Below are 21,494 nucleotides of genomic sequence, written 5' to 3'. Positions count from 1 at the left end.
CGCCCAACCTCCAATCGCCCACCGGGCGCTGGCTTGGCATACTGTCCGCATGACCTCGCGCCCTGACCTCAACGCCCTCTCTCCCGACCAACTCCGTGCCCTGGCCACCGAGTTGTTCGATCACTTGGAGAGCAAGGATCGGGTCCTCGCCCAAAATGACCGGACCCTCAGCCAACAAGAAAAAGCGATCCGTCACCGCGACGCGGTGATCGAGAAACAGGCCCACGAACTGGCGCTGCTCAAGCGCCACAAGTTCGCCCGGCGCAGCGAGCAGTTCAAGGGCGTGCAGGGCCAGTTGCTTGACGAACTGATCGACGCCGACCTGGCCGCCATGGAGGCGGAGCTGGCCGAGTTACTTCCAACGCAGGCGCCCCCCGCCGCTGCCAAGCAACAGCCCAAGCGCGCCCCGCTACCGCCCCAACTGCCCCGCACCCTGATCCACCATGAACCCGAGGATACGCAATGCCGCTGTGGGTGTGCGCTCAAGCGCGTCGGCGAGGACATCAGCGAGAAGCTGGACTACGTGCCGGGCGAGTTCACGGTGGAGCGCCATATCCGGGGCAAGTGGGCCTGCGAGCAATGCGAGACCTTGATCCAGGCGCCGGTGCCGAGGCAAGTCATCGACAAAGGCATCCCGACGTCTGGGCTGCTGGCCCAGGTGCTGGTGGCCAAGTACGCCGATCATCTGCCCCTGTACCGCCAGGAGCGCATCTTCGGCCGGGCCGGTCTGGCGATCCCCCGTTCCACCCTGGCCGAGTGGGTGGGCACCTGCGGTGTGTGGTTGCAGCCACTGGTGGATGCGCTCAGAGCCCAGTTGCTAGCCCAGCCGGTGCTGCACGCGGATGAAACGCCGGTAGCGATGCTGGCACCGGGCAAGAAGAAAACCCACCGGGCCTATGTGTGGGCTTACTGCAGCACCTCGTTCTCTGAACTGAAGGCCACGGTCTACGACTTCGCGCCCAGCCGGGCGGGCGCACACGCCCGCGCCTTCCTGGGGGACTGGCATGGCAAGCTGGTGTGTGACGACTACGCTGGCTATAAGGCGGGCTTCGGCGAGGGCATTACCGAGATCGGTTGCCTGGCGCACGCCCGTCGCAAGTTCCACGACCTGCACGTGGCCAACAAGAGTGAGCTGGCCGCCCAAGCGCTGGAGTCCATCGGTGCGCTGTACGGGATCGAGCGAGAGGCGAAGGATCTGCCGGATAAAGACCGCCAGCGCTTGCGCAACGAAAAAGCCCGGCCCATCGCCGACGCCCTGCACCAATGGATGATCTCCCGACGGCAAAAAGTCCCGGACGGCTCGGGTACGGCCAAAGCCCTGGACTACAGCCTGAAACGCTGGGCGGCGCTGACGCGCTACCTGGACGATGGCGCGGTGCCGATCGACAACAACCGGGTGGAAAACCAGATCCGCCCCTGGGCGCTGGGGCGCAATAACTGGCTGTTCGCGGGCTCTCTGCGCAGTGGTCAACGTGCGGCCGCCGTCATGAGCCTGATCCAGTCGGCGAAGCTGAACGGCCACGATCCTTATGCGTATCTGAAGGATGTGCTGGCTCGGCTGCCGACGCACAAGAACAACGCCATCGACGAACTCCTGCCGCAAAACTGGGCGCCGACCTCCGCCTGACAAGGTGGGATTACCGGACGCTTACACTGGAATTACCCTCCATGCAGACCCGCATCCCCGATGGAGGTCCGCATTACCGTTATTCCGCGATGAATCTTATATTTTCGGGTTTTCGTTACATAGATACGACGATTATGCCTGCTCTCCAGGGTCTTCTAATCTAATGAGTGATGTGGTTCCGTGAGAGACGACTTCGTTAACTGAGAAATTTGCGAGGCGTATCGGTGATTAAATACAGGGATTTTTCAGATTAAAAGGAGACTGTTAAAAGCACTATGATTCAGCAGGTAGTAAAATATGAAAGGAAGCCCCGCATGGACGCGGGGCTCAACGAAGGTTTATTTGATTGGAGCGGATATATACTGAAGGCGGCTGCCGTACGCTGGGATTCTTAGAGGAAGGCTGCCGGCGCTTACGCCATCGTGCTGATGCAGCACGATATCGACATCGACATCGTTCGTGTTGAACTGAGAAATCATCATTCTCCCATCATCAAGGAACTGTATTTCCCCTGAAAGGTCCATTGTGGCGGGGTAGCTCATAAAGCTATGGGTTGGGTCCAGGTAAGGAAGATTGTGGCCCAGTTCGATGCCGTCCATATAGAGATCCACCGAGGTGGTTAATATTGGGGTGCCGTTGCCCTCGTCTTTGATCCAGCCTTCAATTGCTTGAGAGCGGACTCCTGACTGGCCTTTGGCATAGCGCATTCTTAGCATTTGTGCGCCGCTTTTGCTGGAGCCAAAGATTGGCCCACCGGTGAGATGGAAACGTACCGGAATAGAGGTTGACATGAACTGGCTGGGCCAGATCAGGACCTTGATGCCGCGGCCTTCCACGTACTCTCCAGTGACCTCAGCGGTAAGGGCGCCGGTAAGATAGGTGAACTTCTGTTTGGGGCATTCATAGGGAATACCATATACCGCGAAGGGAACTGCGGGGTCCCATGCAATGGCCTCTTTATAGCCACACCCAACACTGGCTCCGTTTACGACAGGGGCTGGAGGTACCTTTGTAGAATCCGGTTCAACGCCCCTTGTATCCAAGGAAAATACCTTGGCGCTGTTGGGGGGAGGTAAAACGCCATTCGGGTCGAGCAGGGGATCCGCGTTGGGATCCAAGGGTTGATCGTCAGCCCCTTTTTCTTCGGCGTAGTATTGGTAGAGGTCAGTAGCAGGGCTTGTATAGAATGCTCCTGAGCCGTCAGTGATTTGTTCGTTTTTTTCGTGCACGAAGTTTGCGTTGACATCATAGGATGGCGAATTCGCCAGGATCTGAAGCACGTTGCTATTCGTCGTATCGCCCTTAAAGTATAGAACGATGTCCGGACCACCTGCGTCATAGGGCTTTCGCTCGGTGAGGAAATTCCATTCTCTTTCTGAGCTATCAGGAAGAGGGGTTCCAGGAGGGCCGGCGGCATAGACGGGTTCAAAATCGATGTCGGCAAAGTAATCCGTTTGTATCGGGTAGCCGTCGAGATCGCAAACTGCCTGGCTGCCATCGCATGTCGCGGTGTTGGAATAGCTGTCGCCATTGGACTTAAGGGTATAACTATATAACTTGCCTTCTACCCAGGGTGTCGCCGGCGTGAACTTCAAAACCTTGCCGCTGAGAGAATAGGCCCCCTCCACAGGTGTGGAATTGCCATTCTCATCAAATTCGCTGACAAGGAAGCTGCTGCCGAGTTTGATGCTCATCGGGTCAATTTCTCTTGAAAACTGAACGACGATTGGTTTGTTTGCGGAGAGCTTCGGGACTGGCAGCAGGTCGTCTGCTTCTTTCTGGTCATATTGTGAGCCTTGATCCCACCCTGGGAATGCGCCTTCGCAACGGCCTTGTATGTCGTTGTCCAAGTCCCGGGTCGTTTCATCAATGGCACACGGAAAGCCGGGATACGTCGACAGGACGACTGGTGAGCGGTGCTCTACCGGGATAGGGCCGGTTGTAGGAGGGGGGGCTCCATTTTCTCCGGAGATGGCTTCCCTTTCCGTGACAACCAGAGGGAGAGTAATATCGTTTATTTGCGAGGGCTGTAGCGGATTGCCCGCAAGATCGGTGATTCCTGTGGGAATTGTAAGGCTATAGACATAGTCCTGCTCGGGTCTAGGATTCTTCAGGTTATTTTTGGGTTTAATGACGATAGAGGTCCCATCAGCGTAGTAGCTGATTTCTTGTTCTATGCCATTCTCATAGAATACAAATCTCTCCCCACCGATATTCTGAAGATCCAGCTTTTCGCTGAAGTTCAGAATGATAGGGTCGCCAGGCATATAGAGCTGGGATTTATCATGAACGACGCCATTTTCATCGGTGTACTCACCCAGAGTCCAGCTCTGGAGCACCGGCGGCTGGTTATCTTCCATCTCAGCCACCGCATCCACCGGCGGATTCTGTTGATCTTTGTAAGACTGCAGCTGGAAGCTGAGCAGGCCGTAGCCGTATTCCTGGCCGAGCACGTTCGGTTCCACCACGCTGACGGCGTCGATGTTGAGCACGCCTTCGGTGGTATCCACGGCGGCGGTGCCGATCAGTTCGATGTGCAGAAGGTCCTGGGTGAAGGCGCCGTTGGTGCGCGGGTCCTCGGTGGCGATGGCCACGTCCATGAACAGGTGCACGATGCGCAGGGCGTCGCTGCGGTTGCTGTTATAGGGGTTGGGCACCAGGTAGCCGGTGGCGTCGCTGAGCATGCGCATTTCCACCTGGCCGGAGGAGAAGCCCGCCGGTACGTGGCCGCCGATCAGTACGTCGATGCTGCTGCCGTCGAGCACGGTGTTGCGCGGCAGACGGATCGGGGTGACATCCGGGTACTGGGTGACGTCCGCCAGTTCCGCCATGACCGCGTTGTTGCTGGCCTGGGTAATGTTGGCGTCTTCGCCGAGCAGTACGCCGTTCACCGGCACCTCGTTGATCGGCTTGCCGGTCAGCGGTGACAGGTTGGTGCGGTTGGCGGAGTCGGTGATGCGTTGCACCAGCACCGCCGGTTCACCACGCGGTGAGGAATCCTTCGGAGTGAAGGCGATTTCGTCGCCGCCGAAGGTTTCGCCATAGACGCTGGTGATGCCGTCGCCCAGGCGCAGGGTGTAGGTTTCTCCCGGCGTCAGGTAGGAGAAATACTTGTCTTCGGGATCGTCGGACTGCGGGTTCGGGTCCACGGTCATGTAGCGGTCGTTGACCACCAGCACCGCGTCCACCAGGTTGCCCTGGCTGTCGTACAGGCCCACGTTGTCCGCCGGCGCGGTGCTGCTGGCCGGGGCGTCGCCGTAGTGCACGGTGGCCGGGTCGATGGGCTGGCTGAACTGGAAGCGGAAGGTGGAGAAGTCCATCACCGGTTCGCTGCTGCCGCCGTCCGGGATGCGCCGTTCGATGACGAAGTCGTCGCTGCTGACCACCAGGGAGCGCGGGCCTTCATGCAGCGGCCGGGTGGTGAAGCCCAGCACCTGATTGGCGGCGGTACCTTTCTCCAGTTTCAGGTTCCTGATCACCACGGTGTAGTCGGTGAGCGGTTTGAGTTTGTCGTCCGGGGTTAGCACCAGGCCGCGCGGTTCGCCGTCTACGGTGGAGAAATTGGCGGCCAGGGCGGGCCCGCTGGCGTCGCCTTCGTGCAGGGTAATGGCTGCCTCGGCATCGGCCACGGTGACGGCGCTGGAGAAGCGCAGTACCACCGGGGCCGGCGTCGGCACTTCGGTCTGGCCGTTGTCGGGGTAGGCGTAGAGCAGGCTCTGCGTTTTGCTATCGCCGGTGCCAGGGCCCGGCATGTCACTGCCGCCACCGCCGCCGCAAGCGCTGAGAATCAGAGCGGAGGCAATCAGCAGGCCCCCCCGCTTCAGGGTCAACGTATTCATGTCTACTCCTTAGAACTGCATGCTGATGGAGGCGGCGAAAACACTGACGTCACCGTCGGTCTTGACGCGGTCGTCGTTGCTTTCCTGATCGGAGAGGACCCGGAAGTCCCGCTCGCCGATGGCGTGGTACTGGTAGGCCAGATCGAAGCGCACCGGGTGTTTGAAGCCGTAGACACGGTTGGCGGTGGCGTGGAAGCCGAGGCCAAAGATGGTGCGGCGGGCATCCAGGTAGTTGATTTCCCGGTTGACGCCGGTTTCCAGCGGGGACTCCTGATAGGCGATGCCGCCGGAGAAGCCGGTGCCGGGCTCGAACTCGTATTCCACACCGATGCGCGGGGTAAAGGTGTCGCGGAACTGCAGATCACCCACGTCCTTGATGTCGTCGTGGCCAGCGGTCAATTTATCTTCCAGCTTGGACCACTCCTGGAATTCCAGGGCCACGCCAGTGCGCCATTTGCCTTTTTTCACCTGAGTGCCGAACACATAGGTGTTGGGCTGGTAGGAGTCGATGGTGCTCAGGTTGATGAACAGGCCGGGCTCTTCGATGGTTTCCGGGATGACCATGTTGGCGTCAACGCTGACCCGCGCATAGGAGTAGCCACGGAAGGCAAAGGCGGTTTCCACGCCGTTGTACCAGCACTCGGCGTCGGGGCAGAAGGTCTCCTTCCAATCCAGGCTCATGCTGAGGATGGGCCGCAGTACCGGCTTGGCGGTGACGTCCAGTTGTTCGTACTGGGTGTCGCCAGAGAGGTTGCTCCAGGCATAGAGCTTGGCGTCGGAATGCAGGGTGATGCGGGTGCCGAAGCCGATGGCCAGGCCACGCCAGATATTGGTGCCGATGCCCAGGGACAGAAACAGGGGCTCACGGCCATGGCTGAAATACTGGCCATAGGGGGCGGTGCTGGAGTTAAACGCCATCAACTCCTGGGAGTATTTCTCGGAGCCGATCAGCAGGCCGAGCACGATGGGCTGGCCCAGTTCGGTGATGTCGGAGAGATCGGTGCGCAGGCCGAGCAGGATCTGCTGGGCGGGATCGTCCTGCACCTTGTAGGTGCCGTGGTTCTGGCTGTCCGCCTTGAGGTTGGGATCGGCGTGCATCAGGCCAGCGGTCATCTCACCGCGGGTGTCGCGGGCCAGATAAGCGGGATTGTAGAAGGCGGTGGAGACCTGGGTGTTGAACATGGACAGGGCTTGCACGGTGGCGACGTCGCTGGGCATGACGCCGTAGGTGGTGGCCAGGTTACCCATGTTCGCGGAAGCGATCGCGGGGGCGAGTAACAGTGCGCCGGCGCGAAGTCCGTTTCTCAGGCGGGAGCGTGATGACATTGGTGACAATCCTCCAATTTCTTATGTGATCTTCTTGGCGTTTTTTTTATGTAGTGCCGCCTCCGGATTCGGGAGAGTAAAGGGTTGGAGCGGCGTACAAGGGGTAGGGTAGGACAGAAGTCTCTGTGTCCAGAATTTGTCATTGAAATGAGGCTCTTCAAGACACTTGACGAAATGGAAAAAATTAGCAAAAACAAATAGTTATGATTTTATTGTAAATGCCATGTAACGCTCTTTGGGGGCTAAGGTCCAAGGAAAAAAGAAACAAAAATGCCTAAAAAGTTTACCTTGGCACGGACAATATGGGGACACAAATCGTATACCCTGTTCGGCGCTGTACTCTGAAAAAGGGGACATGAACGATAGGGCGAAGGGATTAGCGCCGGAATGCCCGTAAAGTAAGGGCTTGGCTCTTGTTCCTGTCCGCCACGAATCATTGGTTTTTAAGTAAACATATGTTCACTACCGTGATGACGGCAATTTTTGTCTCGGCTGCCAACCGGTGGGGAACGGACTGCTAAGCGTCTGTAGGAGCCAGCCCTGCTGGCGAACCGGCCTCGGCATGGTGATATTCGCTTGCAGGGCAAGCTCCTACAGAGACTTCGTGGGGCGGGGCTCAGAAAGGAGAGGCGGAAAAAATACGATAAAGCCCGTTTCCCGAAGCCCGGATCGGATCTCGGGCTTCAGGCATTGTTTGTCCCCGAGACGGGTCAGTGCTGACTGCCGGTGCTGCTGCGAAGCCAGCTCAGAATCGACTCCCGTGTCAGGTAATGAGGTTTTGCGCGTGGCCGTTGGTCTTGGGCCGTTCGGGCTTTAAACGACCCAGTTTGACGTTTTTTGACGCACGCACCTCACCGTTGGAGAAGGTATAGACGTCTCCGGTTTCGGAGAGAAACACGGTCCAGTAGAGCTCGTGTTCCGGCCCATAGTCGATCAGTACATGGGCCAGTCCCTCACCCCTGGGGGTATTCAGGGGAATCGCCGGATTCAACTGAATCATCATCATGGCCAGAACCTCCATGGTTAATGCCAACACCCCGATTGTGGCGTGAGGTGAAGCGGAAACACCATAAAAGGACTGTAAAAGTAGATGAACGGTTACCTGTTTTACCGTATTTGACCGCTTTTCAGCGGTTTTCGATGCAACCTTTGCGTGGATTGCCGATCACAGGGAAACCGGGCCAGGCCATCACGCAAATTCGCACAGGCGGTTTGGAGCGGAAGCTCGAGAACGGGTAGTTTAAAAGGCGTGTCCAACGGCACCACCGCATAGTGAATGGAGGCTGAAGAATGAATTCAAGGATCAATGCTCTGCTGGGCGGCGTGCTGCTCACCGTTACCTTGCCCGCCCTGGCGGCCGAGTCGGAGCCGCGCCCGCTGGAGCCTCTCCCACTGGAGAAAGTCGCCCCTTATCCGCAAGCGGAGGAAGGTTACCAGCGCTGGGTGATCCGCCTGCCCGAAACGGAGAACCCGGCGCGCATGCAGGTGGAACTGATGCCCGGAAAAGTTCAGTCAGTGGACTGCAACCACACCTGGTTTCACGGCAAACTGGAGCAACAGACCCTGGACGGCTGGGGTTATTCCTACTGGCGGCTGACGGATGTCAGCGGGCCGGCGTCCACGTTGATGGGCTGCGGCGACGATACCCGCCGTGACGCCTTTGTCGGCGTCAACGGTGATGGCTTCGTGCTACCCTACAACAGCCGTCTGCCGGTGGTGGTGTACCTGCCGGAAGGGTTCGAGCTGCGCTATCGCCTGTGGCGCGCGGATGAGGAGCAACGGGAGGCGAAGCAGGAATAGCGCCCGAGAACGGAATCACAATTTCTACACTGTTTCACGACAACAACCGCTTGACTGGTGTTCAATGTCAGGCACGATGGAAGAAAAAAGTGCTCAGGAGGAGCCATGTCCCGGACTCAGCGTCCCGTTATAAACGGATATTTCAATTACTTCGAGCAATGCGGAGACGCCATGCGCAGCGTGTTCCGCGACAATCTCGACTGCCGCCGCTATCTCGCCAACCTGTACGAACTCAAATTGCGTTTTGAAGTGCCGATTTATGCCTGGTGCCTGCTGCCCGTGAGCGCCAGCATCCTCACCGGCCCGTTTCGCAATAGCGACGATGCCACCGAATTCATGCAGTCGCTGAGCCTGTTCCAGGTGGAGCCGCGCCGTATGCCGGCTCCGAGCACCGCCAGCCGTCGTTGGGAACAGCGTTTTCAACTGTGTCAGGTGGCCCCGGGGTACTGGCCGCTGGCGTGTATGCGCTACATGGAGTTCCTGCCGGTACGGGCCGGTGAGTGTGACATGCCCTGGAATTACGCCTGGAGCAGCTTCCGGGCGCGCATGGGCATCGAACCCAGTGCCTTGCTGGATCCCTACCTGGGCTACCTGCGCATGGGGAATGATGAAGAAGATCGCCGGGAATGTTACCGGCTGTTCATGGGGCGCGGCGTGCCGGATGGCGAGGCCGCGACCATCCGTGAAGCCTTGCTCAGAGCATCGCCGTTAAAAGGATAACGACAAAGAGTAACGACGGTTTCTGCCTTCCAAGCCAACAATGGCTCTTTCACGGCACCTCAGGGTGCCGTTTTTTTATACATAACGCTTGCGTTCGATATTTTAAAAAGCAAATTAAAGAGCGCCTTTGTTATTATCCTGGGTAGTGTATTTTGCTATTTCAGATTCGCTTTTTTATACGGAAAAACAAGGTTCGTCGCCTCTTTTAAGGTAGGTTGTCGCGGCACAACAAAAGGGGACAGATAAAATCTGTACCATGGTGCCGATTTCGGGTTGGTATTTTTAAAGTGAAGTGTAAAATTATCGAAACATAATTAAAGACTGTGCAGAGAGCATGGCTATGCCACGGAAGAGGCGTTTTATTCTTCCAGACTTCCCCTGTCATATCATGCAGCGAGCCCGAACCGGTGAGCGGATATTCCGGGAGGTGGAGGAATTTCATAAATACTTGCTGGACGTTCAGGATCTGCGCACCAAACTGGGTGTGAGGGTTTATGCATGGTGTCTGCTGAGCGATCAGGTTAACTTACTGCTTGATCCCATGGGCGATCCCCAGCGCATTAGCGAATTCATGAAATCGCTGTCGGTGAGAACGGTGCGCCGGCACAATCGCATAGCCAAGCGTAATGGCCGGCTCTGGGATGGGCGTTATCGCTCAAGTCCGGTGCAATGGGGTCCATGGTCGTTGTCCAGTATGCGTTATATCGAAACCCTGCCCTTGAGTATGGCGGGGGTGGAACATATTGATCATTACGACTGGTCCAGCCATGTCATCCGTATGGGATTCGTGGCCGGCTATCCGCTGGATGATCATCCGGATTATCTGGCTCTGCACAGCGATGAAACAGAGCGGCAGAAGCTTTACCGCCGGCTCCTGGCCCGGGAGATGGGGGACGCCGAATGGTGCCGGATCCATAACGCCATTCACCGCAGCCAGCTTACCGGTGATGAACGCTTTGTTGATCAGGTGGAAAAAGCCACCGGTGTCCGTCTGGCCAGCCGCGGACCTGGCCGTCCCAAAGGCTCGGTATCCCGAACCCCTCGCCGCCGCAAAGCACGCCGCCGCCGCCGCCGCTGAACTTTTCTCCGGCCGCTTGGCAGCGAATTGGTGACGGCAGAGATTGCGATAAAACGCGACCTTGGATAAGGTTTTATTCAATTGATTCATTGATCATTTGAGGTCCGTGCATGCCGGTATCCCGCCAGGAACTGTTTGATGTGCTCTCCCAGCTGGGTCGCGCTTTGGCAAACGGCCATCGGCTGGCGCTGTTGGAACATCTGGCGCAGAGGGACGCTCCGGTGGAAGAGCTGGCGAAGGCCAGCGGCCTGTCCATCGCCAATGCCTCGCAGCATCTCCAGCATCTGCGTCGCGCCGGGTTGGTCACCGCCCGCCGGGACGGGCGACAAAGGGTCTATCGGCTCACCGACGAGCGCATTCCGCGGCTGCTGACGCTGCTGCAGGAGGTGGCGGAAACCCACCTGGCTGAAATGGAGCGCCTTATGGGGCGGCTGTTCGCCGACGATGATGCCGGTGAAACCCTTGAGCCGATGACCCGCGCGGAATTACAGCGGGCCCTGGAGAACGGCGAGGTGACCTTGCTGGATGTGCGCCCCAATGCGGAATATCAGGCAGGCCACCTGCCTGGTGCCCTGAACGCGCCGGTAGCGGAATTGGAAAGCATGTTGTCGGCTCTGCCGCGGGACCGGGAAATCGTCGCCTATTGCCGTGGGGTCTACTGCACGTTCTCCCATGATGCCGCCCGCCTGTTGCATGAGCGGGGCTTCCAGGTGCGTTGCTATCAGGCGGGCATCCTGGAGTGGCGCGCGGCGGGACTGCCGTTGGCGGATTAGGGGCTAGCCGGGAGCCGGACATCTGTTAGACTCAAAGCCAGATCATGGAATGTCAAACGCCGTGAGGCGTGGGCGAAACTGGCAAGAGGTAACCACCATGCTGGTAGAAAGAATAAAAGAATCGCAACAACAATACCGACAGGCGGGCCTGTCCCAGGGCGTGGCTCAGCAATGGCAACAGGGCGTTGAAAAGGGCGCCACCGATGTCGCCCGGTCCATTCTGCAACGGCAACTGCAGCGCCGCTTTGGTCACATTCCCCCTCATATCGAATCCCAACTGAACGCGGCGCGCCTGGACGACCTGGATCAGTGGATCGACCGCCTGTTCGATAGTCTGACCATTGGCGAAGTATTCCGCTGAAGCGCCACATCCCGTGCCACCATGATGGCGATCACCCCCGTGGCGATGGCCGCTACCAGCATCGGTGGCAGCGGCCACAGCAACGCCACCGGCACCAGCAACGCGAATACCCCAGCCGCACCCAGACGGGCCGCCACGGCGCCGTGCCGGCGATCTCCCGCCACCACGCACAACAACAGGAAGAACGCCGCCAGCGTGGCCAGATACAGGGCCGCGTAAAGCGCGTTTGCGTGCCCGCTGATCACCGACTGGAACAGCTTGCTCTTGGCCACCGCCGAAATGATCAGCACCAACCCCAATGGCAGGTGGGCGAAAATCCAGGGGATCGGATTGCCCACGCACACCGTGCTTTCGGCGGCGTTCTCGCCATCGATGGCGGTGAAGTAAAGCCACCACAAACCAAAGAAGGTGGTGATGGCCAGCGCCGAGAACAGCCCGGCCTGGAGAGACAGGGCAGGGGCCGGGTCAACGGTGATGCTTTTGATGAAGGTTTCGCCGAGCACCAGAATGATCAAAGTGCCGAAGCGTTCCACCAGATGATGAGTGTGCACGGGAAATTGCCGCATCAGCGCCTGGAAACGGGGCATCAGCGTATTGCCGGCCTCCCACAGGAAAGTGGCGACCCAGACCAGTGGCCGCTGTTCCGGTGGCAACAGCAGTGACAGCCCCCACAATAACGCCCCCGGGCCGTGAAAATGGCTGATATGGCGGATCAGCAGTTGCCGTTGTTGCGGAGCATGGCGCAGGGAACGCAGGTACATGGCGATCATGGTCAGGCGAAAGCCGATATAGCACACCACGAACTGTGTGCTGTGATCGCCGAACGCCTGCGGCACACTCAGTCCCATCCAGGCGATGAAAAAAATCTGCACCAGTAACAGCAACCGGTGCGGCACATCATCCACGTCGAAGCGGTTCATATACCAAGCGACGTTCGCCCATACCCACCACAACGGCGCGAACAGCACCAGGACCTTGAGAAAGCCCGCCGTATCCAGATGGTGGCTGAGCAAATTGCCGATCTGAATGAAGAGGGCGACGAACACCAGATCGTAGAACAACTCCAGCCAGGTCGGTTTGGCGGCGTCGTGCTCGGACAGATGATGGCGACTGCGTGGAGGACGAAGCTGGCGGGACATTCAGGCGTCTCCTTTTCCTGAAGGGTTACTGGCATATCGGTGCCATCGGCGGCGCGCCGCTGGAAGATCAGTTTTAACAGCGTCAGCGTGATGCTGAACAGAAACAGGCCGATGGACAGGTACATGCCAAGAGACAGTCTCGGGTCCGCCGGGTCGGCCACCACGCCGCCGGCGAAGATCAGAACAAATATCACCAGAATCAGGTTGGGCCAGATCGGCTGCTCCCGCTGGCGAGCCACGGCGATGCCAAACACCAGCATGCCGGCGTAAAACACCATGTACAGTCCTTCCCAGAAAGGCCCGTACACGGTGAGAGGGAAGCCGAACTGGGCGAGAATCACCAGCAGCAGGAACAGCTTCAGGTTCAGCAGATTCCGCGGGTTCATTGTCTTGGGAGGCGTTGCTGCCGCCAGGCCCAAAGCCCGGCAAGGGCGGGAATGCCGAAAAGAAACAGATGCACCAGCAACTCTTCACCGAGCGCATAGCCGGCGCGCAGTCCCTGACTGAGGTTGACGGCACTGACCAGCAGCCACACCACGATGAACCCCAGGGCCGCGCGGCCACGCCAGTGGGGGCGGCTGAATAACAGCAGCAGACCCAGTAACAGCAGTCCCGCGGCGATGAACAGAAGCGTACGCATGGTGATTTCCTCAAATTGGCATCCCACAGAAGCCTCAGCGCGTGGTGTAGCCGCCGTTGGCGAAAATCGTCTGGCCGGTGATCCACCAGCCGTCGGTGGCGAGGAAGCGAACGATGGGTTCGATGTCCTCGATTCGGGTCAGGTCGCCATTCATCGCCTGGGATTTATGAAACTCTACTCGCTCCGGAGTTTCCTGGGGATAGAAAAACGGCGTGTCCATGGGGCCCGGGGCGATGGCGGTGACGGAGATACCACGGGAACCGAACTCCTTGGCGGCGGCCCGGGTGAAATGATCCACCGGTGCTTTGCCGCCGGCGTAGGTGGAATAGCCGTCGGTGAAGGCGCCCAGCAGGGCGGTGACGATGGTGATGATCTTGCCGTTGTCGTTCAGGTTACGGCCCGCCTCCTTGATAAAGAAATAAGCGGCCTTGGAGTTGATGTCGAACATCGAGTCGTACTCGTCTTCCGACGTTTCCAGGATCGGCTTACGCAGTACCTTGCCCACCGTGTTCACGGCGATGTCCACGCCGCCGAAGTGGCTCACGGCCTGATCGAACAAGGCGGTGACCTGGTCCGGTTTGCTCAGGTCGCCCTGTACCGCCAGAGCGTCACCGCCGGCGTCCTTGATCGCCTGTACCGTGGCGTCGGCGTCATCCTTGGAACCGTCGCTGTGATAGTGCACTACCACCTTGGCCCCGCCTTCCGCCATCTTACGGCTGATCAGGCCACCCAGGTTCTTGGCGCCGGCGCCGATCACGGCGACTTTGTTTTCCAGAGTCTGCGCGGTCATATCCATTATCTCCTTTGCTGGACTTTAGCTGCGTATGCAATACGGTGAATCCCCGAATCAAGGGCAGGGAAGGTCACCGTCCTCGTTGAGGTTAACCACCCGTTTTCCCGGGATCATGCCTCCATTCTCGACAGCAGTGTTCGAACTCAACGAACAATGCTCCGCTATCCGGCATGCCACTCGTTTCCCACTGCTGGGCCACGAAGCCGCTGTAGGAGCTTGCCCTGCAAGCGAATCTCTTCGGACCTAACGGCCAATTCGCTTGCAGGGCAAGCGCCTACAGCGGCTTTGTAGAAGTCTCTGAATTCATACCGCCCATGTTTGTTGCAACGCGGATTGCGCTTAACGCAATCGATCCGGGGGGATCGTGCCGCTTAGGATGGGCTTCCCAGAGGGAGAGTATGATTATGAACAATAGTGACCAGGTCCGTTTTTGGGTACAGCGCGACGATCCGCGTACCGTCCGCTGGCAGCGGGATCAGCGATCCCCCGCTTTGCCGGAGGGTGAAATCGAGGTGGCGGTGGAGAAATTCGCGTTCACCGCCAACAACATCACCTACGCGCGTTTGGGGGACAGCGGCCGTTACTGGGACTTCTTCCCGCAGGCGGACGGCTGGGGTTCGGTGCCGGTGTGGGGGTACGGGCATGTCATCGCCTCCCGGCATGAGGCGATCGCAGTGGGCGAGCGAGTGTACGGCTACTTGCCGATGAGCAGCCACCTGCGCCTGGCACCGGAAAAAGTGACCGCCCGGCGGTTTCTGGACGGCGCCGCGCACCGCCGCGCGCTGCCGTCCACCTATAATGAATACACCCGCGTGACGGAGCCGGAAACGGACCGGGAAAACCCCCATCTGGTGTTGCGGCCCTTGTTCAGCCTGTCGTTTTTTCTGGCCGACTGGTTACAGCAGCAGCGGGCTTTCGGCGCCGAGCAGATCCTGATCTCCAGTGCATCCAGCAAGACCGCCTTGGGATTGGGCTTCATGCTGACCGGAGCGGACCGTCCCGCCAGTGAGGTGATCGGGCTTACCGCCCCGGCCAATCGGCACTTCGTGGAAAGCACCGGACTCTACGACACGGTGCTGTGTTATTCCGATCTGGATACGATCCGGCGCCGGCCATCGGTGTATGTGGACATCTCCGGCAACCAGGGCAGCAGGGCGGCGGTGCATCGCCATCTCGGTGAGGCTCTTCGTCACAGTTGCCGGGTAGGCTTTACGCACTGGGACGCGGCCTCGCCGAACCTGCGTGAGCAGGAGCCGGATTTACCGGGACCGCCGCCGACTTTGTTTTTCGCGCCGGATCATATTCTCGCCCGGCGGCGGGCCTGGGGCGCGGAGCGCCTGGCGGAGACGGTGCGGGATCACTCCGCGCGCTTTTACCGGCACGCGGAGCGATGGCTGGAAATCCAGTCGTCCCATGGGCCGGAAGCGGTGGAACAGGTCTACCGTGAGGTGCTGGAGGGCCGGGCACGCGTCGATCAGGCAAACGTGCTTTACTGGTGACCTCTTGTCGGAGGAGATGCGAATGTGAACCGGCGCTCGCCACCCTGGGGGGCAATAGAGGCGTTCATTGTCGCCGCGCGCACTGGCGGGTTTCGTGACGCGGCGGAGAAGCTGGGGCTGAGCCCATCGGCATTCTCACGCCGCATCCAGGCTCTGGAAGAACACATCGGCGTGCAACTGTTTGATCGCTCCGGGCCCTCTCCGCAACTCACCGCCGCCGGCCGCCGTTATCTTCTGCGTCTGGAGCCCGGCTATCAGGCCCTGCGCGCCGCCACCGAATGGATGGCTCCGGATCCAACACACCGTCCATTGCGGGTGGGCATTTCCCAATCGCTTGCCATCAGCTGGCTGTTGCCCCGCCTGCATCGCTTCCAGGCCCGTGAGCCGGGTATCGAACTGATCCTGCAAACCCGCTCCGGTGATATTGATCTGGTGGGTGGTGCCGCCGATGTGGGGGTTCTCTTCGGTGACGGGAAATGGCGTCATCTGGTCTCGGAGCCGTTAATGGCGGTCACCGCCGAGGTGGTCTGCGCCGAGCGCCTGGCTTACGATTTGCCGCCGCCCGGAGGGAAAGAAGATTTGCCCCGGCACCGCCTGCTCGAAGCGGTGTACCCCGCCAATCAATGGCGCGACTGGTTTCAATGGGCGGGGCAGCCGTCCTGGTCCGGCCAGGAACGGCTTCGTTTCGACAGTTTGCAGGTTTTGTACGAAGCCGCCGCCCGCGGCCTGGGTGTCGCCCTGGGCGTTCGTCCCCTGGTGAACCCGTTTCTGGAAAGCGGGCGCCTCGCCGTGGCCTTTCCCGGCCCCTGGTCGATTCCCGGCCATTACCACATCGCCACCGCGCCCGGGCGTCGGCATGACCGGGCCGTGCAAGTGTTCTGGCAGTGGCTGAAGGAGGAAGCCGGTCTGCCGGAGAACGCCTGACGCCGACAATAAAAGATGTCAATATGCCGTTGCGTTGCTCACTGCTTTAGGGTGTCTACTGATATTGCAAGACATTCTTTCAAGAAGGTTAATAAAATGGATTCAGGCGAGACTAGAAAAGCTTCCAATATAGCCATACAGCGCGCTGACTTCGGTCGTGTTTCCGTCCTGTTTGGTGAAAAAAGCGGGAAATACCCCGATGGTAATCAGGTGCTCATACGGGGTACGGATACACGCGCGGCGTTTGACACCCCGATTGTCTCGAACTATATCGGCGCGGAGTTCGACGCCACCGAACTGGTGGTGATGGGGCATGTGCATGAAGACCATATGGCGGGGCTGCACCGTCTGCCGGAAGCCGAGGTTCATGTGCATGAGGCCGACCTGCCATCGGCGCGGAGCTGGGAGGGCCTGGTGGCCGCCTTCGGCATGACATCGGAGCAGCGTATCGAGCAGACGCTGAAGAAGTTCCAGCGAGATTTCTTCTACGCGCCCCGGCCCGATGCACAGGGGTACCAGGATGGCGCGTGCTGGGAACTTGGCGGTTCCACGGTCCGTGCCTTCCATATGCCCGGCCATACCGCGGGCCACTGTGTGCTACTGGTGGAACCCGAGGGTGTGGCCTTTATCGGTGATATCGATCTGACCGGGTTCGGCCCTTACTATGGGGACGCCTGTTCGAACCTGGGCGACTTCCGCCGCACCCTGGCGCGGCTGCCGGATATTCCCGCCAAAGTCTGGGTCACCTCCCATCACCGGGGCGTCTACACCGATCGGGCGCATTTTCTCAATGACCTGGCCGCCTTCACCGCCAAGATCGACCAGCGTGAGCAGCGGCTACTGGATCTGCTGAGCGAGTCTCCAAGGACGCTGGAACAACTGGTGGAACAGCGGCTTCTCTATCCTGCCGGGTTCAACGCCGCCTGGGTCACGGACGCCGAGAGCCGCACGATTTCCCAGCACCTGGCCGAGCTCACGACCAATGGACGGGTGATCGTGGACGAATCGGGTATCTATCGGCTGGGGGGCTGAGGTTCTCTTATATCCATTTTAGGAAAGAGCTGACTTCGCTTTTATCCTTATGATCGGAAGGGGGCTTTGGCCCCCGAACTTATTCCATTTCCTGAGAAAAATATAAAAAGAAAGGCGGGAAATTGGTATTGCCGCAAAAACCGGCTCGAAGAGAATTGCGAAAAATCGAATCGAAGAGGGGGAGCCTTGAAAAGAAGCAGAGCGGGCCCGGAAGTGATCGACGCTAAGATAATTATTTGTTATAAATTGAATTGTATAAAAATAATAGAAAATCTCAATTTCCTGTCAGCGCCATACCGGCATGAGGAAGTCAGCGCAGCCACCTGAAAACACAATGATTTCCGATAGGGCCAAAGGCGACTATGGAGCAGGGGCATGTCAAGGAAGAAACGAATTCTGGTGGTGGGGGAAGCTCATCACGTCTTTGAGGAAAGCCATAACCGGGAACCGGTATTCATCGAGGACCAGGATTACCAGGAGTACCTGCGTCTGCTGCAAGTCGCCAAAGGCCGCTTCCAGGTGCGGGTGCATGGCTGGTGCCTGCTGCCCAATGCCGCCCACTTGCTGCTGCGCCCCATGCGCAAGGCAGACGACCTGAGTTGCTGTGTTCAGTATGTGCAGCGCCGCTACAGTCAGGACTTCAACCACCGTCATGGCCGTGATGGCGCGCTTTGGCACGGGCGCTTCCGCAGCGCCCTGGTGGAACCCGGTCAGTGGCTGTTGGCGGACCTGCGCTACATGGAACTGCTGCCGGTGATGCAGGGACTGAGCAAATCAGCGGGCCGTTATCGTTGGAGCAGCCACGGGGCGAGGATGCGCGGCGACCCTCCTGGATTGCTCGATTTCAACGAAGGTTTCCTGCATTTGGGGCCGGACATCAACAGCCGCCGGGAAGCGTTCAGGGAACTGTTATCGGTGGGGTGCGAGGAGCGCGAACGGGAGCGTATCGAGGCCGCGGTGAAACGCAATCAGTACATCGGTAGCCGGGCTTACGCCGACAAGCTGGAAAAACTCACTGGCGAGCGCCTCCACTTCCGGGGGCGCGGCCGGCCCAGGAAGAAAGGATAAGAGCGTAAGTCACTCTTTTTATTGATGTTTTTTATCTGAAAAAGGTTGTTTGGCCAGGCTGGATAAGCGATAGTGATCCGTATCGATCAGGAGCCTTGTGTTTCCGATCGAGGATGAATGATTGGCTTGTACTGTTGTTTATGCACGCTCAACCAGGGCCTTCCCTGTCTCCATATTGGCCCCAAACCAATCGGCCTCTGGTTTGAGCGTCTTTTTGCCTCCGAGGATACTCAGCGAAATAAAAGGGCGTTGCTTCTATGGGGGAAGCGTCGCCGTATAGCGGTAGGACTGGAACGCCATGCTTGAAGATAACATGCGAAGATGGATAGAGGAGTTCCGCGGTGAGCAATTGGAGTTGGTACTGATTAAGATGCTCGTGGACGCTAAGAGAGAGGGTATGGATCGAGGGTCGACTGAAGAGGCTCGGAACATTCTGCGCGACCAGTTATTTCGTCGTTTTGGTCAGATCACGGAGGATATCGAAGCCCGATTGAATGACGCGGACCGGGAGCGCTTGGAGAGCTGGATTGATCGCCCTTATGAAGTAGATACTTTGGAGGCGGTTTTCGAGTGAATTTTTTCATGGGGTTGGTAACGAGGCGCCCATTATCGGGAGGCTTGTCATCTGTAGGGGCTATCGAAGCGATGACCTTTGAAGATTGGATAGAGGGGTGGAGGGAGGGTTGGATAGAGGAATGGTTGGCTCCGTTCCATGGCGAGAACATGGTTATGATGGTACTGGCAATTACCTTGTACGCTCGGAAGAAAGCCGCAGAAAGAGGGGCTGTAAGCGAGATGCGCTTTATTTTGCGCCGTCAGATAATTCGCCGCTTCGGAGAGGTACCGAAGGAGATTCAGATCAAGCTACGAGCTGCTACCCCAGAAGAACTAAAATATTGGCTCGACCGTCCTTACCAGGTAAAAAGCCTGGGCGAAGTGTTCGAGTAGAGCGCATTCAACATTTTCATTCCCCCGGTGGGAAGCTGCCTTGGCCGCGAATCGACGCGCCAGGCAAGACCATCCGAATGGCGCTTCAAAGGGAATCGGTCAGGCCGCGATGATACGGAAGCGGGCTGCTTTGGCGATAGGGCGCACCCGATTCTGTTCCCGTTTCAGATCCACGATGCCGTAATGCGACAGCGTTTTCAGAGTGCGGGACAAATTACTCACCCTTCGGCCCGTGGTTTCCGCCAAGGTGGAGATAGAGGCTGGCCGGGTTTCCATTATCACCTTGAGCAGCGCGCGATTGTCGTCACTCAGAACCTCGGCGAGGGAGCGCATGGAAGTAAACCAATTCCATACGGCTCATGGAGTGTTAGCGAATATCGAATGCCGTGCGCTACCTCAGGCGAAGGCTTTACGCCCAGGCCTTGATTTTGATCCAGTACCCGCGCTCCTGGTCGAGAACCGAGCCATCCAGATCAAGCAAGGTCGCCATGGCGGGATCATATTGCATGGAGTATATCATCTGTTGATAAGATTGGGCATGCCAGAGCCCTCGTGGATGGGGGATGGCAGAGGAGCGCAGTAGTATGAATGGTGTAGCGAACGGTATCTGTCAGCCAGCGCGGACGTTGTTGTCAGCCGAAGCAGTGCGATTGTAGGGAAATAGTGCCGAGTGAAAGAAATCTGGTCGCTGCTGCGTTCGCGACATGCTGTGCGTCATCGCGTGTTTGATGGACTGGTTGAAGGATCCAGAGCAATAATACCTCAGCAAGGTGTTTTGGAATGGCTGCGCCGCCGTCTGCCCCAATGGATGCCGGGTGTAACGATCCCGCAGCTGCTCGACCTACAGGAGATCCAGAAAATGACGCGCAATAGTGCTCAGGAATGGAAGGACATGCACCACCGGGTGGGTCTGAGGGAAGGTCTCGAACAAGGCCTCGAACAGGGCCTCGAACAAGGCTCCACCGCCGAAGCCCGAAACATCCTGCTGCGCCAGCTACGGCGCCGCTTCGGCGACGTGCCGACGGAGATCGAAATCAGGCTGAACGCCGCCAGCCGGGAACAGCTGGAAGATTGGATCGACCGCGTTTACGAAGTGGAGACAGTGGCGGCGGTTTTCGACTAGCACCACCCGCATTCACACCCCCTGTAGGAGCCTGCCTGCAGGCGAATTCTTTTCCCCAAAAAAACTTCGCCAGCAAGGCTGGCTCCTACATGGGTTGTCAGGCTGTAGCTACAACATGATTTGGTGGTGCTTCCCATCCGGTAGCTCTATATCGAGCCGGACTTTCCCTCCCGCCGCTTCGATATAGCGCTTCAGAGTAGAGAGCTTCAGGTCCTGTCCGGGCTTTTCCATACCCGCGATGGTGGGTTGTTTCACTCCGAGCGACTGGGCCATTTCAACCTGTGTTTTCCGCATCAGCGTGCGGATCTCGTTAAGGTGGATGTTGAGAAGGATGGTGTCGGCCTTCTCCTTTGCCTTTCTAACGACCTCGGGCTTTTCGGTCCTCAGAATCTGATTCAGTGTTTTACCCATTTCAACCTCCCTTTTTGAGTTGCTCCAGATGCAAAGAGAACGCTTTGTCAGCCAGAGGGATCATCGTCTGATAAAAGCGTTTTTCCTTGCCGGCTTTCATGCCCGCGCATAGCAGTACGGCTGTTCTGCGGGGATCGAAGGCGAAAAACACCCGGATGGGCCTTCCCTTGCTTTGGATGCGCAGTTCCTTCATGTTGGCGTGGACGCTTCCTTTTACCGTATCCGCGTAGGGGCGGAGCAGATAGGGTCCTTTCTGCTCCAGAACAAGCATCGCCGCGATTATATTTACCCGATCAGAATCGTCACGCCCTTTGAACCACTGGTCAAACAGATCCGTTGTTTGAACTTTCCACATTTGGACACTCGATTATAGGTTTAAGGCTATATAGGATA

General features: G+C 58.4%; 22 protein-coding genes. 13 read left to right on the top strand and 9 right to left on the bottom strand.

Translation table 11 applies throughout. The annotated features are described in order from the left end of the window. The first annotated feature begins 49 nt into the window (after positions 1-49). Positions 50-1,627: an IS66 family transposase gene (gene tnpC, locus B5T_RS12875; protein WP_014992699.1), complete on the top strand. Its 1,578-nt coding sequence runs from the start codon at positions 50-52 to the stop codon at positions 1,625-1,627. 338 nt (positions 1,628-1,965) lie between these two features. Here tnpC and B5T_RS12870 read toward each other — a convergent pair whose 3' ends face one another. From B5T_RS12870 to B5T_RS12860, 3 genes are all read right to left on the bottom strand, one after another. Beyond that, positions 1,966-5,466 carry an Ig-like domain-containing protein gene (locus tag B5T_RS12870; RefSeq protein ID WP_014994946.1) on the bottom strand — a complete coding sequence of 1,167 codons (3,501 nt, stop codon included), beginning with the start codon at positions 5,464-5,466 and terminating at the stop codon, positions 1,966-1,968. A gap of 9 nt (positions 5,467-5,475) precedes the next feature. Continuing rightward, complete coding sequence (locus B5T_RS12865) at positions 5,476-6,792, bottom strand: outer membrane protein transport protein (RefSeq protein ID WP_014994945.1); 1,317 nt, start codon at positions 6,790-6,792, stop codon at positions 5,476-5,478. A gap of 763 nt (positions 6,793-7,555) precedes the next feature. Continuing rightward, entirely contained in the window at positions 7,556-7,798 is a 243-nt protein-coding gene (locus B5T_RS12860) for a hypothetical protein (protein WP_014994944.1), read from the bottom strand. Positions 7,799-8,082: 284 nt separating this feature from the next. Here B5T_RS12860 and eco point away from each other — a divergent pair, with 284 nt between their 5' ends. The 5 genes from eco (at position 8,083) to B5T_RS12835 (ending at position 11,524) form a co-directional block, all read left to right on the top strand. Further along, positions 8,083-8,592: a serine protease inhibitor ecotin gene (eco, locus tag B5T_RS12855; RefSeq protein ID WP_014994943.1), complete on the top strand. Its 510-nt coding sequence runs from the start codon at positions 8,083-8,085 to the stop codon at positions 8,590-8,592. 105 nt (positions 8,593-8,697) lie between these two features. Further along, entirely contained in the window at positions 8,698-9,312 is a 615-nt protein-coding gene (locus B5T_RS22320; RefSeq protein ID WP_014994942.1) for a hypothetical protein, read from the top strand. Between the two features lie 388 nt (positions 9,313-9,700). Then, positions 9,701-10,390, top strand: a complete 690-nt coding sequence (locus B5T_RS12845) for a transposase (RefSeq protein WP_014994941.1) — start codon at positions 9,701-9,703, stop codon at positions 10,388-10,390. Between the two features lie 110 nt (positions 10,391-10,500). Beyond that, positions 10,501-11,163 carry an ArsR/SmtB family transcription factor gene (locus B5T_RS12840; RefSeq protein ID WP_014994940.1) on the top strand — a complete coding sequence of 221 codons (663 nt, stop codon included), beginning with the start codon at positions 10,501-10,503 and terminating at the stop codon, positions 11,161-11,163. Positions 11,164-11,260: 97 nt separating this feature from the next. Next, a complete protein-coding gene (locus tag B5T_RS12835) occupies positions 11,261-11,524 on the top strand; it encodes a DUF4351 domain-containing protein (protein WP_041717019.1) in 264 nt (87 codons plus the stop codon). Here the strand turns inward: B5T_RS12835 and B5T_RS22315 are convergent. From B5T_RS22315 to B5T_RS12820, 3 genes are all read right to left on the bottom strand, one after another. After that, on the bottom strand, positions 11,470-12,663 hold the full coding sequence (locus B5T_RS22315) for a low temperature requirement protein A (protein WP_051015480.1): 1,194 nt from the start codon (positions 12,661-12,663) through the stop codon (positions 11,470-11,472). The two genes, B5T_RS12835 and B5T_RS22315, sit on opposite strands and share 55 nt — an antisense overlap. A gap of 382 nt (positions 12,664-13,045) precedes the next feature. Continuing rightward, the gene (locus B5T_RS12825) at positions 13,046-13,303 is read right to left on the bottom strand and encodes a hypothetical protein (protein WP_014994936.1); all 258 of its coding nucleotides are present in this window, start codon (positions 13,301-13,303) and stop codon (positions 13,046-13,048) included. A 34-nt stretch (positions 13,304-13,337) separates the two neighbouring features. Further along, positions 13,338-14,093: an SDR family oxidoreductase gene (locus B5T_RS12820; RefSeq protein WP_041717018.1), complete on the bottom strand. Its 756-nt coding sequence runs from the start codon at positions 14,091-14,093 to the stop codon at positions 13,338-13,340. 407 nt (positions 14,094-14,500) lie between these two features. Here B5T_RS12820 and B5T_RS12815 point away from each other — a divergent pair, with 407 nt between their 5' ends. The 6 genes from B5T_RS12815 to B5T_RS12790 all read left to right on the top strand — a co-directional run bounded on the left by B5T_RS12815 (position 14,501) and on the right by B5T_RS12790 (position 19,567). Next, on the top strand, positions 14,501-15,595 hold the full coding sequence (locus tag B5T_RS12815) for a DUF2855 family protein (RefSeq protein WP_014994934.1): 1,095 nt from the start codon (positions 14,501-14,503) through the stop codon (positions 15,593-15,595). A gap of 24 nt (positions 15,596-15,619) precedes the next feature. Next, positions 15,620-16,519, top strand: a complete 900-nt coding sequence (locus B5T_RS12810; protein WP_014994933.1) for a LysR substrate-binding domain-containing protein — start codon at positions 15,620-15,622, stop codon at positions 16,517-16,519. A gap of 210 nt (positions 16,520-16,729) precedes the next feature. Then, positions 16,730-17,551, top strand: a complete 822-nt coding sequence (locus tag B5T_RS12805; protein WP_202803005.1) for an MBL fold metallo-hydrolase — start codon at positions 16,730-16,732, stop codon at positions 17,549-17,551. A gap of 375 nt (positions 17,552-17,926) precedes the next feature. After that, positions 17,927-18,619 (top strand): transposase, encoded by a 693-nt coding sequence (locus B5T_RS12800; RefSeq protein WP_014994931.1) that lies wholly within the window; start codon positions 17,927-17,929, stop codon positions 18,617-18,619. A gap of 298 nt (positions 18,620-18,917) precedes the next feature. Then, positions 18,918-19,193, top strand: coding sequence for an RpnC/YadD family protein (locus tag B5T_RS12795; RefSeq protein WP_014994930.1), 276 nt, complete (start codon positions 18,918-18,920; stop codon positions 19,191-19,193). A gap of 71 nt (positions 19,194-19,264) precedes the next feature. Further along, positions 19,265-19,567 carry a hypothetical protein gene (locus B5T_RS12790; RefSeq protein WP_041717017.1) on the top strand — a complete coding sequence of 101 codons (303 nt, stop codon included), beginning with the start codon at positions 19,265-19,267 and terminating at the stop codon, positions 19,565-19,567. Between the two features lie 99 nt (positions 19,568-19,666). On the opposite strand, the gene B5T_RS12785 is transcribed toward B5T_RS12790, so the two are convergent. Then, positions 19,667-19,900, bottom strand: a complete 234-nt coding sequence (locus B5T_RS12785) for an HVO_A0114 family putative DNA-binding protein (RefSeq protein ID WP_014994928.1) — start codon at positions 19,898-19,900, stop codon at positions 19,667-19,669. Positions 19,901-20,237: 337 nt separating this feature from the next. Between B5T_RS12785 and B5T_RS23625 the strand changes: the two genes are divergently transcribed. Next, entirely contained in the window at positions 20,238-20,690 is a 453-nt protein-coding gene (locus tag B5T_RS23625) for a DUF4351 domain-containing protein (protein ID WP_229682966.1), read from the top strand. A 108-nt stretch (positions 20,691-20,798) separates the two neighbouring features. On the opposite strand, the gene B5T_RS12775 is transcribed toward B5T_RS23625, so the two are convergent. Together B5T_RS12775 and B5T_RS12770 are read right to left on the bottom strand one after the other, a co-directional pair. Continuing rightward, the gene (locus tag B5T_RS12775) at positions 20,799-21,101 is read right to left on the bottom strand and encodes a helix-turn-helix domain-containing protein (RefSeq protein ID WP_014994926.1); all 303 of its coding nucleotides are present in this window, start codon (positions 21,099-21,101) and stop codon (positions 20,799-20,801) included. Between the two features lies 1 nt (position 21,102). Then, positions 21,103-21,456 (bottom strand): type II toxin-antitoxin system RelE/ParE family toxin, encoded by a 354-nt coding sequence (locus B5T_RS12770; RefSeq protein ID WP_014994925.1) that lies wholly within the window; start codon positions 21,454-21,456, stop codon positions 21,103-21,105. Positions 21,457-21,494 lie beyond the last annotated feature (38 nt).

Origin of the sequence: Alloalcanivorax dieselolei B5, assembly GCF_000300005.1 — a bacterium.
GTDB classification, from domain to species: Bacteria; Pseudomonadota; Gammaproteobacteria; order Pseudomonadales; family Alcanivoracaceae; genus Alloalcanivorax; species Alloalcanivorax dieselolei.
This window is presented reverse-complemented; position numbering and strand designations above follow the sequence as displayed.